Below are 13,933 nucleotides of genomic sequence, written 5' to 3' on the forward strand. Positions count from 1 at the left end.
CGGGCGCGAATGATAGCCCACCAAGGCTGAATACGGCCACTCGTTACATTCAGTAACTTCCGTCAATACGCATCATTTAGCTGTGATTATTCGCGATCAAATTACCTTTTATATGGTGGGAATGTGAGGATTTTCGGCAGGCGTCCATGGAATATAGTTCTATGAAGAAACGTATTAAAAGGCGCCTTTAGTGCAAACGAATAAGCTCAGGCTCTCCATTGGATGCGTACCGAAATTTGTCGCTATATTCCTTTTCGGAACATATACGCTGAGTACCGCAACCGGTGCGTCGGCGCAGACTCTGCACGCGCCTTCGCGGACGCTCTACAAATGTGCGGAACAAGGCAAGCTTACCTACTCGGATTCACCCTGCCTGGGTGCCGAAAAACTGGAGGTCGAGCCGACTCGGGGAGTCAACAAACTTTCCGGGGAAAAGCGAGTTGGTCCCGATGTCCAACGTGAGCTTGAGCGGGAAATGTTCGCCGAAATGGTACGTCCGCTCACCGGCATGAGCAATAAACAGTTCGAAGTCGAAGTGCGACGAGTGAAGCTACCTTGGGTAGCACAACAGGAATGCCGTCGCCTGGATCAGGACCTCGTCACCACGGAAAACGAAGAAAAGCGAGCCGCACAGAACGCATTACGCGACGTCCAGGCACGCCTGTTCTTGATGCGGCAGCGTTTCCGGGAACTCCGCTGCTGACATCCAGTCCAGGCATCACCCCCGCCTCATCGGCACCGCCAACCCGCGCCGGCTCGCCACCTGCACCATCAGCGCCGCCCCGGCCGCCACGCAAAACGCCAGCCCGATCGACTGCCCGCGCAACAGCAGCGACAGCACCACGCAGAAAGTCGCAAACGCGTAATACCCGCGCACCATGCCTAGCAGGATATTTACCGCATACTCGCGCCCCGATGCGGCATGCGAGAAGCCGACCAGGATCGTCCCCATCACCGGGAACATCGCAAAGAAGCCGCTCAGGCGCGGCCCGATGCCGGCGGCGGCATATGTGACCGTCAGGGTCAGGAGGGCGCCGGCCAGCATCCGCAGCGCCAGGTCGTTCGGCTGCACCGGGCTGCGTGCGCCGGCGCCATGCATGCGCGGGAACAGCCGCGGCGCCAGCGCCAGCACACAGACGACCAGGACGAAGCCCGGCAGCAGCGGCAGTTCGATCAGTTGCAGGCCCGCCACCGCGGCCGCATAGGCCGTCAGCGCCGCCAGCAGCGAGCCGGGAACGCCGAAGCGGCCGGAAGCCCAGGCGTAGGCCAGGCAGAACACCAGCACCGCGATCACGGCAATCAGGGTATGCGCGGCGGCGGTCGCCACGAAGCCGGAACCCTGCTCGATCGCCATGGTCAACAGGATAGGGCCGGCCACGATGGGAAGTGCCGACAACCATCCGGCCGCGTTCGGTCCCCAGCGCCGTCCAGCCAGCGTGACCAGGTAGATCAGGGCAGGAACAAGGCACAGCTTCAGGACGAGGACGGTGGTCAAGGCGGGCTCGGGATCATGTATAGTCTAGTCGGCAATTATCCCACGCTGCGGTACCCATGACTTACCGACTCGCCATCTTCGACTTCGACGGCACCCTGGCCGATTCCTTCCCCTTCTTCCTCAGTGTTTTCAACACGATTGCTGACCGTCATGGTTTCCGCCGCATCGATATCGAGAAGTCCGCCCACCTGCGCCACTACAACACGCGGCAGATGATGGAGCACGTCGGCATGCCGGCCTGGAAGCTGCCGGCGGCCTCCCGTACTTTCATGGCGATGATGAAGGAGAGCGCCGGCTCGATCGCGCTGTTCGACGGCGTCGCCGAGGCGCTGCGGCACCTGGCCGAGCGTGGCGTGCTGATCACGGTGGTGTCGTCGAACTCCGAGCACAACGTGCGCACCGTGCTGGGGCCGGAATTGTCCGCCCTGGTCAGGCAGTTCGAATGCGGGATGTCGATCTTCGGCAAGGCCAGCCGCATCCGCGCGGTGCTGAAGCGCTGCGGCGTCGCCGCCGGCGAGGCGATCTGCATCGGCGACCAGGGCACCGACGCCGAAGCTTCGCGCAAGGCCGGCGTGGCCTTCGGCGCCGTGCACTGGGGCTATGCCGCCATCGAGGCGCTGCGGACGGCAGGCTGCGACGTCGAATTCTTCACCCCATCCGAGCTGCGCCGGATAGCTGATTTGTAAGAATTTATTGCAACGCACAAAATTGTGGTTCTCCCTCATTGAAAGCAACTACTTCGCATGCTAAACTTTCGCATTCAAATAGTATTTACATGAATAAATAAATGCGCTTATCGGACCAGACCCTGAGCAATCTCACCGCCGCTCTCACCCTTTCCTCGCGCGTCTACCGGGCCGCCGCCGACAAGGTCGCGGCCGACTACGGCCTGTCGCAGGCAACCGGCCTGCCGGTGCTGGTCATCAGCCGCTTCGGCGAGAACGGCGTGCGACCCGGCGTGCTGGCCGAGACCCTGAGCCTGGAAGCCTCGTCGATGGTGCGCGTGGTCGACCACCTGATCGAGTCCGGCCTGCTGGAGCGCCACGACGATCCGAACGACCGCCGCGCCAAGATCCTGCGCCTGACCGACGAAGGCTACAAAACCGCCGAGCTGATGGACCAGGCCCTGGTCCCGTTCCGCCGCAAGCTGTTCGATGCCTTCGAGCCGGCCGACGTCGAAGCCTGCCTGCGCGTGCTGGCCGGGCTGCCCGACGCCATCACGAATCTCACCCTGTCCCAAGCCGCCGAACGCAAGAGCGCATGAAGCTGTTCACCTGGTCGGAGGCGCTGTTCTCCGTCAAATCATTCGTGGCAGCGATGCTTGCGGTGTACATCTCGATGCGCATCGGACTGCCACGACCTTTCTGGGCGATGATGACCGCCTACATCTGTGCCGCCCCGTTTGCCGGACCGACCCGTTCCAAGGGCCTGTACCGCGCGGGCGGCACCATCCTGGGCGGCACCATGGTCACCTTCGTGGTGCCGCGCCTGGTCAACTCGCCCGAGCTGCTGTCGCTGGTGCTGGCGCTGTGGATCGGCGGCTGCCTGTTCGTCTCGCTGCTGGACCGCACCCCGCGCTCCTATCTCCTGATGCTGGCCGGTTACACCGCCGGCCTGATCGCCTTCCCGGCCGTGAACGACCCGGGCGCCATCTTCGACATCGCGCTGGCGCGCGTGGAAGAGATCACGCTGGGCGTGACCTGCGCGACCCTGATCCACAGCCTGGTGCTGCCGGCGCCCTTCGGCCCGGTGCTGCTGGCGCGCCTGGACCATGCGGTGCGCGATGCCCAGCACTGGATCCGCGACGCCCTGAATCCGGCCGGCGATGCCCGTTCCGCCGGCGACCGCCGCAAGCTGGCCGGCGACATCACCGAGCTGCGCCTGATGAGCACCCACCTGCCCTTCGATACCTCGCACCTGCGCTGGACCGGGCGGGCGGTGAACGCGCTGCAGGAACGCCTGGCGCAGTTCGTGCCGGTCGTCTCCGGCATCGAAGACCGCCTGACCGCGCTGCGCACCATGGGCGCCACCAAGGTGTCGGAGCACTGGAGCGCGCTGCTGAAGGATGTGGTCGCGCTCACCGACAATCCGAAGGAGACCGTGATCGCCAGGCAGGGCAAGCTGCTGCACGACCGCATCGACGAACTCGCACCAAAGGTCCACCGCGACCTCGGCTGGGCCGGCATGATCGAGCTGAACCTGGCCGCCCGCCTGCGCCGCCTGGTCGACATCTGCCTCGAGACGCGCGCCCTGCGCCAGCACATCGATGCCGGCGTCGCCGGCCGCCTGCCGGACGAAGTGCGCAAGCTGCCGAACGTGCCGCCCAGCGCCCTGCACCTGGACTACGGCATGGCCGCGCTGTCGGCCTTCGCCGCCACTTTCGCGGTGCTGATCTGCTGCGCCTTCTGGATCCTGACCGGCTGGCCGGGCGGCGCCACCGCGCCGATGATGTGCGCCGTGCTGTGCTGCTTCTTCTCGACCCAGGACGACCCGGTCCCCTTCATCAAGAGCTTCCTGCACTGGACCATCTATTCGATCCCGGTCTCGGCCCTGTACCTGCTGGTGCTGCTGCCGGCGGTCCACGGCTTCGAAGCGCTGATGCTGGTGTGCGCGCCGATGTTCCTGGTGCTGGGCGTGCTGCTGGCCCGTCCGGCCACCTTCGGGCGCGCCATGCCCTTCCTGTTCGGCATCTGCGGCACCCTGGCCATGGTCGATACCCATAACGCCGACATGATGTCCTTCATGAACATGATGCTGTCGCAGGTGCTGGGCCTGACCGTGGCCGCGGTGACGACCCGGGTGGTGCGCACCGTGGGCGCCGCCTGGACCGCGCGCCGCCTGCTGAAGGCCGGCTGGAGCGAGCTGGCGCGCCTGGGCGGCGGCGAAAAGACCACGCTGCCGGAATTCTCGGCGCGCATGGTCGACCGCATCGGCCTGCTGACCCCGCGCCTGGCCTCGGCCGGCGGCCACCAGGACCTGCAGGCGCGCGACGCGCTGCGCGACCTGCGCATCGGCCTGAACATGACCCTGCTGCAGGAAGCCCGTCCCCAGCTCGGCCGCGGCGACGCCGCCCTGAGCCCCCTGATGTCGCAGCTGTCGCAGCATTTCGCGCGCCTGCCTGCCGTCGACAGGAATGGCGAAGCGCAGCTGCTCGACGCCCTCGACAACTCGCTGCGCGCCATCTGCGAAGGCGCCCAGGATGGCGCCCAGCGCGAGGCGCTGGCGGCGCTCACCGGCATCCGGCGCGACCTGTTCCCTCAGGCGGCGCCGTACCAGCCTGCCCTTATGACTGCAATCTGACAATGGAGATCCGATGATCGGCGAAGTCAGCATCTATGGCCTCTTCCTTCCTCCGCTCCTGCTGCTCACGCTGGCGGCGTTGGTGGTGTCGCGCCTTCTCAACCTGGTCCTGGCCCGCACCGGCTTCTATCGCCTGGTGTGGCACCCGGCACTGTTCGATTTTTCCCTGTTCGTCATCGTGCTTGGCGCACTGACGTATTTCACACGTAACTGGTCCTGACATGGCTTCGAAAAATTTTCTTCCGGCGGTCGGCCGGGTGGGTATCACTTTGCTGGTGGCCGCGGGCGCTGCCTACGCTGGCTGGCAGCTGTGGCGCCATTACGAGGTCGAGCCCTGGACCCGCGACGGCCGCGTGAAGGCCTATGTGGTGCAGGTGGCGCCGGACGTGACCGGCCAGGTGACCAAGGTCTACGTGCACGACAACCAGCGCGTGGCTCTAGGGGAACCGCTGTTCGAGATCGACCGCGCCCGCTTCGAACTGGCGCTGCGCCAGGCCGAGGCCCAGGTGATCGCGGCCCAGGCCGCGCTGTCCCAGGCCCAGCGCGAGAACACACGTAATACCCAGCTCGACGACCTGGTCTCGCAGGAGACCCGCGAACAGGGCCAGACCCGCACCGACCAGGCGCGCGCCGCCCTGGCCCAGGCCGAGGTCAACCGCGATACCGCCAGGCTGAACCTGCAGCGCTCGCACGTGGTGTCGGCGGTGGACGGCATCGTCACCAACCTCGACCTGCGCGAAGGCGCCTACGCCACCGCGTCCCACCCGGTGATGGCCCTGGTCGACCGCAACACCTTCTATGTCGAAGGCTATTTCGAAGAAACCAAGCTGCCCGGCATCCAGATCGGCGACAAGGTCGAGGTGACCCTGATGGGCACGCGCCAGCCGATCTCCGGCCACGTGGAGAGCTTCGCCGAAGGCATCGCCGACCGCGACCGCTCCACCGGCGCCAACATGCTGCCGAACGTGAACCCGACCTTCAACTGGGTGCGCCTGGCCCAGCGTATCCCGGTGCGTGTCGCCCTCGATCCGGTGCCGGCCAACGTGCGCCTGGTGGCGGGCCAGACCGCGACCGTGAAAGTGCTGCCGGCTGTGGCCCAGCCTGCGGCCGCTCCCGCCGCAGCGCCCACCACGGCGCCCACGGCAACGCCTGCCGCGAAGGCGCCGGCCGCCAAGGCAACGCATTAAGGAATGATCATGAACCGATACCGCTCCACTGCTAAAAGAGTACTGACCCTGTCGGTGCTGGCGGCGGCGGTCGCCGCCTGTACCACGGTCGGCCCCGACTACCACGTGCCGAAGAACGCCGTGGTCAAGCGCGACGCCGCCAACGCGCCCTTCATGGGCGCCGCCGAAAAATCCTTCAAGTCCGAGCCGCTGCCAGCCGATTGGTGGCACCTGTACCAGGACCCGGTGCTGGACAAGCTGATCGTCAAGGCCTTCAGCGCCAACGCCGACCTGCGCGTGGCCGCCGCCAACCTGCAGCGCGCGCACGCGGTGCTGGAAGAGGTCGAAGAGAAGAAGCGTCCGGAAGTCGAAGGCAGCGTAGCGCCGCTGTATGGCCGCCTCGCCGGCGAATCGATCGGCATCCCCGAAACGCTGCCGCGCACCGGCATCTACGACGGCGACATCAAGGTCTCCTACCAGCTCGACATGTTCGGCCGCATCCGCCGCGCCATCGAAGCCGTGGAAGCCGACCAGGACGCCGCCCAGGCCGCCGCCGACCTGGCCCACGTGATGGTCGCCGCCGACACCACGCGCGCCTATGTGGAAGCCTGCTCGGCCGGCTACCAGCTGAAGGTGGCGCAGCAGTCGGTCGACCTGCAGCAGAAGTTCGCCAACCTGACCACCGAGCGCGTGCAGCGCGGCCGCGGCATCGCGATCGACACCAGCCGCGTCAACGCCCAGCTCGACCAGCTGCGCGCCAACCTGCCGCCGCTGATGGCGCGCCAGCGCACCGCCCTGTACCGCCTGGCCGTGCTGACCGGCGAAGTGCCGAGCGCCTTCCCGGCCGAGGTGGCGCAGTGCACCACGCCGCCGCGCGTCGCCACCGCGATTCCCGTTGGCGACGGCGCCGCCCTGCTGCGCCGCCGTCCGGACGTGCGCCAGGCCGAACGCCAGCTGGCCGGTGCCACCGCCCGCATCGGCGTCGCCACCGCGGAGCTGTACCCGAACATCACCCTGGGCGCCTCGATCGGCGGGGTCGGCTTCATGAAGGACTTCGGCAACGCGAACACCTGGAAGTTCGCGCTCGGCCCGCTGATCTCGTGGAGCCTGCCGTCGACCAGTTCGGCGCACGCGCACATCGCCCAGGCCAATGCCGGTACGGCGGCCGCGCTGGCCCGTTTCGACTCGGTGGTGCTGAACGCCCTGCGCGAGACGGAATCGGCGCTGACGGTGTATGCCCGTGAACTCGACCGCAACGCCATGCTGCGCTCCTCGCGCGACCAGAGCGCACTCGCCTCGCAGCAGACGGCCAAGCTCTACCGGTACGGCCGCACCGACTTCCTGGCCGCGCTGGACGCCGACCGTACCCTGGCCAGTGCCGAAAACCTGCTGGCGGCGTCGGATGCGCAGCTGGCGGCGGACCAGGTGCAGCTGTTCCTGGCTTTGGGAGGTGGTTGGGAGAATACCCATGGCAAGCATGGGGAGCATGGCGAAGGCAAGGAAGCCAAGGGTGAGCACGAGGCTGCTGCGCAGCAGGCGGCTGGCGCCCACCACTAATGCGTAAACCGTCGTCCCCCCGAAAGCGGGAACGACGGGTCAGAGGAGCTTATCCAGCGTAACCGGCAAATCCCGCACCCGCCTGCCGGTAGCGTGGAACACCGCATTCGCAATCGCGGCCCCCACGCCGGTGATGCCGATCTCGCCGATGCCCTTCGCCCCCAGCGGGTTCACGTGCGGGTCGTCCTCGTCGACGATCTGCACGTCGATGCCCTGGATGTCGGCATTGGTCGGCACGTGGTACTCGGCCAGGTTGCCGTTCACCGCGCGTCCGGAGCGGCCGTCGATGAGGGTTTCCTCGAACATCGCCAGGCCGATGCCCCAGACGATGCCGCCCATCAGCTGGCTGTAGCCGGTCTTCTCGTTCATCAGCTTGCCGACTCCGTAGACGCCGACCACGCGCGGCACGCGGATCTCGCCCAGTGCCTCGTCCACCGTCACCTCGACGAATACCGCACCGAAGGCGTGCATCGAATACTTCTTCTTTTCGTCGCCGGGTTCGGCCTTCGCCGTCACCTCGACCGGCTCGCCGTGGCGCGCGACGATGGCGGCCATGGCTTCGCGGCGCGACGGTTCGTCCAGCAGATAAAGTTCGCCGTTCTCGACGCCGATCCGGTCGGCGGTTGCGCCGAACAGGGGCGAGGCCTGGTCGGCCAGCGCGATGCCCGCCAGCTTCAGGCGCAGCGCATGGCCGGCCGCCTGCACCGCGGGCGCCACGCTGGCCACCGTGGTCGAGCCGCCGGAGACCGGCGCTTCCGGCATCCGCGAGTTGCCGAGTTCGAAGCGCACCTGCTCCACCCTCAGGCCGATGGCGTCGGCCGCCACCTGGGTCATCACGGTATAGGTGCCGGTGCCGAGGTCCTGGGTGGCGGAGCGGAACAGCGCCGTGCCGTCCGGCTGCAGGCTGGCCGAGCACTCGCCGGCCGAGCGGTTGGTCGGATAGGTCGCGGTGGCCATGCCCCAGCCGACCAGCTTATCCCCGCGCTTCATAGAGCGCGGCTGCGGCTTGCGGTCCTTCCAGCCGAAGCGCTCGGCGCCGATTTCGTAGCACTGGCGCAGCGATTTGCTCGACCACGGCAGGTCCTTGCCCGGGTCCTTTTCCGTGTAGTTCTTCAGGCGCAGCGCCAGCGGGTCCATGCCCAGCTCATACGCCAGCTCGTCCATCGCGGATTCGAGCGCAAAGGTGCCGCTGGCTTCGCCCGGCGCGCGCATGAAGGTCGGCGTGCCCAGGTTCATGCACGCCAGCCGGTGCGTGGTCTGCTGGTGCGGGCTCTCGTACATCATGCGCGTGACGATGCCGCAGGGTTCGATCCAGTCCTCAATCATCGAGGTATAGGCGATGGTGTCGTGGCCGGAGGCCAGCAGGCTGCCATCCTCGGTCGCGCCCAGCCGGAAGCGCTGCTCGGTGTTGGGCCGCTGGCCGACCGGGCCGAACATATTGTTCCGGTCCAGCGACAGCTTGACCGGACGGCCCAGCATCTTCGCCGCCATCGCCGTCAGGGGCGCGTGCGACCACACCGATCCCTTCGAGCCGAAGCCGCCGCCGGTGTAGGGGCAGATCGCGGTCACGTTGTCGGGCGAGATGCCGAAGATGGCGGCAAGGATGCGCTGCACGCCCTTCATGTACTGGGTCGATTCGTGGATGGTCAGTTTGTCGCCGTCCCCGCTGTTGCTCCATTCAGCGATGGTGGCGTGGGTCTCGAGCGGATTGTGGTGCTCGATCGGCGTCGTGTAGGTCGCGTCCAGGCGCACGCTGGAGGCGAGCCAGCCGTCCGCCAGGTCGCCACGCCTGGTATCCGTTTCCTCGGCCAGCACCTTCTCGGGCGGATGCAGCTTCTGCCTGGCCTGTTCGAAGTCGAGCACGGCGTCCTTCTTCTCGTACTCGATGTGCAGCCGGGCCGCGGCTTCGCGCGCATGCTCGTAGGTGTCGGCCACGACCACCGCGATCGGCTGGTTGTTGTAATAGACGTCGTCTTCCTGCAGCAGGGTCAGGCGGCGGCCGATCGGCGGCTGCAGCTTGCCGTCCCTGGTTTCCTTCGGCAGGCGCATGGCGTTCTGCGGGGTCATCACCAGCAGCAGGCCGGGCACTTCGCGGGCCGCTCTGTCGTCGATGCGGACTACCCGGCCGCTGGGGATGGTGCTGGTCACCAGCACGGCGTGGGTGAGTCCCTCGACCTGGTGTTCGGCCGTGTAGTGGGCTGCGCCGCTGACCTTGGCCCAGGCGTCGGTACGGTTGATGGGTGCGCCGATTCCGTTCATGCCGCGGTTCCTTTCTCAGCTCCTGCTTTCCTGATGACCGTTTGCAGCGCCCGCACGACCGCGCGACGCGCCAGTTCGACCTTGAAGCCGTTGTGCGCATACGCCTGGGCGCCGGCAACCGCCGCCTCGCCGGCGCGCGCCAGCAGTTCGGCGCTCGGCGCCTGGCCGCGCAGGATGGCTTCCGCATCCGGTACCCGCCACGGCTTGTGGGCCACGCCGCCCAGCGCGATGCGCAGGTCGCGGAGTTTGCCGCCGTCGAGGTCGACGGCCACCGCCACCGACACCAGCGCGAAGGCGTAGCTGGCGCGATCGCGCACCTTCAGGTAATGCGAGTTGCGCGCGAACGGCGTCAAAGGCAGCTCCACCGCCGTGATCAGCTCTCCCGGCTTGACGACGGTATCGACGTCCGGCCGGTCTTCCGGCAGGCGATGGAAGTCGACCAGCGGCACCTGGCGCTCGCCGTCCGCTCCCTGCAGGTGGACCACGGCGTCCAGCGCCGCCAGCGCCACCGCCATGTCAGACGGGTGGGTCGCGATGCATTGCGGGCTGGCGCCGAGGATGGCGTGGATGCGGTTATGGCCGTCGATGGCATCGCAGCCCGAACCCGGGTCGCGCTTGTTGCAGCGGGCGAAGGCGGGGTCGGTGAAGTAATAACAACGGGTGCGCTGCAGCAGGTTGCCGCCCACCGTCGCCATATTGCGCAGCTGGGTCGTGGCGCCGTTCAGCAGGGCTTCGGACAGCACCCGGTAGCGCCGGCGCACCAGCGGGTCGGTGCCGACCGCCGTGTTGCTCGCCATCGCGCCGATGCGCAGGCCGCCGTCCGGCAGTTCCTCGATGGCGGACAGCGCGAGGCGGCTGACGTCCACCAGGCGCACCGGCTTCTCGATGCCGCTTTTGTACAGGTCCAGCAGATTGGTGCCGCCGCCGATGAATTTCGCGCCGGGCTCGCGCGCCAGCTCGATCGCGTGGTTCACGTCACGCGCGCGTTCGTAGAAGATCGATTGCATGCAAAGTTTCCCTTCAGGCCTGGCGCAGCACGACGCTGTGGATCGCCTTGACGATGTTCGGATAGGCGCCGCAGCGGCACAGGTTGCCGCTCATGCGCTCGCGGGTCTCGTCCTCGGTGAACAGGGAGGGTTCGAGCTGCTCGCCTTCCGTGACGGCGCTGGCCTGGCGCTGCTTGACCTCGTCGAGCAGGGCCACCGCCGAACACACCTGGCCCGGCGTGCAGTAGCCGCACTGGAAGCCGTCGCAGTCCATGAAGGCCTGCTGCATCGGGTGCGGCTGTTCGGCCGTGCCCAGCCCCTCGACCGTGACGATCTCGCGGCCGTCGTGCATCACGGCCAGGGTCAGGCAGGAGTTGATGCGCTGGCCGTCCACCAGCACGGTGCAGGCGCCGCACTGGCCGCGGTCGCAGCCCTTCTTGGTGCCGGTCAGGTGCAGGACTTCGCGCAAGGCGTCGAGCAGGGTGACGCGCGGTTCGATGTGGAGCTGGTGTTCGGCGCCGTTGATGCGCAGCTTCAGCGGCTGCGGCGGCGCATAGGGCGCGGGGGACAGGGCATGCGCGCCCTGCCCGATTTCCCGGTGTTCGTCTTGTGGCATGGTTTCGCTCGCTTCTTTAGCTGATTGACATCGGTCCATGATGGCCGAAATCCGGAAAGCGAGGAGCGCGCGTGATGTTATTCCGCCAAGGAATCAATCACTTAGGAAATTTTTGTTTTATACTCCTGACATGACCAAACGCTCCCTCCTGATCCTGGCGACGCCCTTGCTGCTGGCCGGCTGCGTCAACGAAACGGCCAGCTATGCCATCGACAGCAGCGACCACGCACTGACCGTGATCGTCACGCAGGATTATTTCTGGAGCAAGCAGGCCGGACTGCGCCTGATCGCGTCGCGGCTGCCGGACTGCCAGCGCCAGTTCGACCTCGGCAAGACCCCGATGGCCGACCTCAACGTCGAACTGTTCTCGACCGGCGAAGACAGCTACCTGCTGCGCTCGGGCGACGAGATGTGGCAGGTCGACACCCAGAACTGCACCCAACTGCCGCCGCCCGCCGACAATGTGCAGGCCCAGCCGATCGGTGTATTCCACTTCGACGGCAGGAAAAAGCTGGTGTTCGAACGCGCGGAAGGCGCGGCCGCCAGCGCTCAGTAAATCTCCTCGGTCAATCTGTTTGAATACCGCTCACGGCCGCAGCCAGCCGCGCGCGATCGGACCGGCCAGCAGGCGGCGGTACAGCGAGCCCAGCGAAACGGTGAGCAAGGCGCAGACGCTGTCCGCCAGGCGCGTCTGGAACAGCAGGGTCATGCCCAGTGCCACCGCCAGCGCGCCCAGCATATCCAGCGGCCAGTGCACGCCAACGAAGACGCGCGCCCACGCCACCACGAAGGCCAGCGGCAGCAGCGAGCGGCCGAAACGCTTCGCCGCCGGCACGCTGCTGGCGGCCAGCACCAGGGAGACGGTGAACATGATGGTGCCGTGGTCGCTCGGGAAGGAGCTGTCCGGCGCATGGTGCAGGAAATTGTGGCCGACGCCGGCAACGAAGGGCCGCTCGTGATACCACAGCAGGCCGATCACGGCATTGATGCCCAAAGCGCAGCCGGTCGCGGCCAGCGCCTTCACCGCCGCCTCGCGCTGCGCGCCCGCCCCGCGCATCCACAGGCCGACCAGGCCGATCGGCACCAGCAGGATCAGCCATTCGGCGCAGAACAGGGCCAGTTCCAGTCGCCAGCCATGCAGGCCGGCGTTGGAGTTGATCATGGAAAACCACAGCAGATTGATGTTCTCGAACATGACTACATGACGCGCGGATGACAAAACGCGACTGTATCAGCTCGGCAGTGGGAACTCACACACTATTACGCAAATTTAACCAAGTTCGCTGACGCGCTTACGCTGCTTGCACGCTTACTTCAGCGTTGTCCGGTCAGATGGCGCAAGCGTGCGATCTCGGTGCTGCGGCCGAGGCGTTCGAGAGCGCTCTCGAGCAGGGTGCGGTCGCCGTCGCGCAGCATGGTCCATTGCGTAAAGTATTCGTGCACGGTACGCCAGGGAGGGAACTCGGGCGGCATGCTGCGCCAGGCGCTGCCGGTATGCAGGAAGTAGAGGACGGCGCAGAAGACATCGTACAGGTCGTGCTTGCGCGGCCTGGTCTTGCGGCGCGCCGCCTCAAGCATGTCGCGGACGGTCTCGAACTGCTCGCGCGTTAGATCGCTAGGAAATGTAGGCCTGTTCATGTCGTTCGCCTCAGACAAAGTCAATTGGAGACGCGTGATACGGAACGGTTCCCGACTAGCACGTGAAGGCCTCGCGATGCCGACCAGGCGGTCGAACGGCGGGGTTTTGTCAATACAGTGTAGCAGGGGATTCCGCACACTGCTGCGGTTTTTACACAGCGATACACGGCGAGCGCGGCCCTGCGCGGCATGGCGCATCGGACCGGTGGAAGGAATGGGCGGCGCGTGGCCGCCCGGGAAGATCAGTCGCGGGCCAGCGCCAGGAACTCGGTGCGCAATCCCAGGTTCGGCTGCAGTTCGCCCAGCATGGCCGAGGTGATGGTTTCCTCGCCCGGCGTGCGGATGCCGCGGCTTTCCATGCACATGTGGCGGCACTTGATGACCACGCCGACGGCCTTCGGTTCCAGCACTTCCATCAGCGTATTGGCGATCTGGACCGTCAGGCGCTCCTGCACCTGCAGGCGCTTGGCGAACACATCGACCAGGCGAGTCAGCTTCGACAGGCCGACGATCTTGCCGTTCGGCAGATAGCCGACGGTGGCCTTGCCGAAGAAGGGGGCCAGGTGGTGTTCGCAATGGCTGTAGACCGGGATGCCGCGCACCACGATCAGCTCGTTGTATTCCTCGGCGCCATCTTCGAAGGCCTTGAGGATCTCGACCGGATCCTGCTCGTAGCCGGAAGTCCAGTGCTTCCAGGCCTTGGCGACGCGCGCCGGGGTCTCGTGCAGGCCGGGACGATTGGGATCTTCGCCGAGGCTGGCCAGCAGGCGGCGCCAGTCGTTTTCGGTGAAGACTTCTTTGTCAGACATGGTTAACCCTAAAATTGAAGACTGCCGAGAGTATATAGAAAATGCAGTCGATCTACAGACTGCGGGCTATTTCTTTGAGCGAAATGGACGCGGCCTTGGCATCGATG

Annotated in this window: 14 protein-coding genes and 1 pseudogene; 8 read left to right on the forward strand and 7 right to left on the reverse strand. The window is 66.4% G+C overall.

The features are described from left to right. The first annotated feature begins 190 nt into the window (after positions 1 to 190). Positions 191 to 703 (forward strand): hypothetical protein, encoded by a 513-nt coding sequence (locus AC1DOP_RS15870; RefSeq protein WP_477252161.1) that lies wholly within the window; start codon positions 191 to 193, stop codon positions 701 to 703. Positions 704 to 718: 15 nt separating this feature from the next. Here the strand turns inward: AC1DOP_RS15870 and AC1DOP_RS15875 are convergent, their stop codons facing one another. Beyond that, positions 719 to 1,495, reverse strand: coding sequence for a hypothetical protein (locus AC1DOP_RS15875; protein WP_477252163.1), 777 nt, complete (start codon positions 1,493 to 1,495; stop codon positions 719 to 721). 56 nt (positions 1,496 to 1,551) lie between these two features. Here AC1DOP_RS15875 and AC1DOP_RS15880 point away from each other — a divergent pair, with 56 nt between their 5' ends. From AC1DOP_RS15880 to AC1DOP_RS15905, 6 genes are all read left to right on the forward strand, one after another. Then, positions 1,552 to 2,181 carry an HAD hydrolase-like protein gene (locus tag AC1DOP_RS15880; RefSeq protein WP_442121248.1) on the forward strand — a complete coding sequence of 210 codons (630 nt, stop codon included), beginning with the start codon at positions 1,552 to 1,554 and terminating at the stop codon, positions 2,179 to 2,181. 101 nt (positions 2,182 to 2,282) lie between these two features. Next, a complete protein-coding gene (locus AC1DOP_RS15885; protein ID WP_442121247.1) occupies positions 2,283 to 2,759 on the forward strand; it encodes a MarR family winged helix-turn-helix transcriptional regulator in 477 nt (158 codons plus the stop codon). Beyond that, positions 2,756 to 4,795 carry an FUSC family protein gene (locus AC1DOP_RS15890; RefSeq protein WP_442121246.1) on the forward strand — a complete coding sequence of 680 codons (2,040 nt, stop codon included), beginning with the start codon at positions 2,756 to 2,758 and terminating at the stop codon, positions 4,793 to 4,795. Before AC1DOP_RS15885 ends, AC1DOP_RS15890 begins: the two co-directional genes overlap by 4 nt. Before the next feature lie 13 nt (positions 4,796 to 4,808). After that, the gene (locus AC1DOP_RS15895; RefSeq protein ID WP_442121245.1) at positions 4,809 to 5,015 is read left to right on the forward strand and encodes a DUF1656 domain-containing protein; all 207 of its coding nucleotides are present in this window, start codon (positions 4,809 to 4,811) and stop codon (positions 5,013 to 5,015) included. 1 nt (position 5,016) lies between these two features. Continuing rightward, on the forward strand, positions 5,017 to 5,982 hold the full coding sequence (locus AC1DOP_RS15900; protein ID WP_442121244.1) for an efflux RND transporter periplasmic adaptor subunit: 966 nt from the start codon (positions 5,017 to 5,019) through the stop codon (positions 5,980 to 5,982). Between the two features lie 9 nt (positions 5,983 to 5,991). Continuing rightward, entirely contained in the window at positions 5,992 to 7,518 is a 1,527-nt protein-coding gene (locus AC1DOP_RS15905) for an efflux transporter outer membrane subunit (RefSeq protein ID WP_477252166.1), read from the forward strand. A gap of 39 nt (positions 7,519 to 7,557) precedes the next feature. Here AC1DOP_RS15905 and AC1DOP_RS15910 read toward each other — a convergent pair whose 3' ends face one another. From AC1DOP_RS15910 to AC1DOP_RS15920, 3 genes are read right to left on the reverse strand one after another with little or no spacing between them, the layout of a single operon-like run. Next, positions 7,558 to 9,777: a xanthine dehydrogenase family protein molybdopterin-binding subunit gene (locus AC1DOP_RS15910; RefSeq protein WP_442121242.1), complete on the reverse strand. Its 2,220-nt coding sequence runs from the start codon at positions 9,775 to 9,777 to the stop codon at positions 7,558 to 7,560. Further along, a complete protein-coding gene (locus AC1DOP_RS15915) occupies positions 9,774 to 10,784 on the reverse strand; it encodes an FAD binding domain-containing protein (protein ID WP_442121241.1) in 1,011 nt (336 codons plus the stop codon). Before AC1DOP_RS15915 ends, AC1DOP_RS15910 begins: the two co-directional genes overlap by 4 nt. A 13-nt stretch (positions 10,785 to 10,797) precedes the next feature. Further along, positions 10,798 to 11,418, reverse strand: coding sequence for a 2Fe-2S iron-sulfur cluster-binding protein (locus tag AC1DOP_RS15920; RefSeq protein WP_477252169.1), 621 nt, complete (start codon positions 11,416 to 11,418; stop codon positions 10,798 to 10,800). A gap of 91 nt (positions 11,419 to 11,509) precedes the next feature. Here AC1DOP_RS15920 and AC1DOP_RS15925 point away from each other — a divergent pair, with 91 nt between their 5' ends. After that, the gene (locus AC1DOP_RS15925; RefSeq protein ID WP_442121239.1) at positions 11,510 to 11,935 is read left to right on the forward strand and encodes a hypothetical protein; all 426 of its coding nucleotides are present in this window, start codon (positions 11,510 to 11,512) and stop codon (positions 11,933 to 11,935) included. A gap of 30 nt (positions 11,936 to 11,965) precedes the next feature. On the opposite strand, the gene AC1DOP_RS15930 is transcribed toward AC1DOP_RS15925, so the two are convergent. The 3 genes and pseudogenes from AC1DOP_RS15930 to folE all read right to left on the reverse strand — a co-directional run bounded on the left by AC1DOP_RS15930 (position 11,966) and on the right by folE (position 13,826). Beyond that, positions 11,966 to 12,574 (reverse strand): phosphatase PAP2 family protein, encoded by a 609-nt coding sequence (locus AC1DOP_RS15930; protein ID WP_442121238.1) that lies wholly within the window; start codon positions 12,572 to 12,574, stop codon positions 11,966 to 11,968. A gap of 167 nt (positions 12,575 to 12,741) precedes the next feature. Next, positions 12,742 to 13,017: pseudogene (locus AC1DOP_RS15935) on the reverse strand (transposase); the annotation flags it as partial. A 242-nt stretch (positions 13,018 to 13,259) separates the two neighbouring features. Next, positions 13,260 to 13,826, reverse strand: a complete 567-nt coding sequence (gene folE / locus AC1DOP_RS15940; protein ID WP_442121237.1) for a GTP cyclohydrolase I FolE — start codon at positions 13,824 to 13,826, stop codon at positions 13,260 to 13,262. Positions 13,827 to 13,933: the final 107 nt, after the last annotated feature.

The sequence above is a fragment of the Massilia sp. 01N410 genome, from assembly GCF_056399665.1.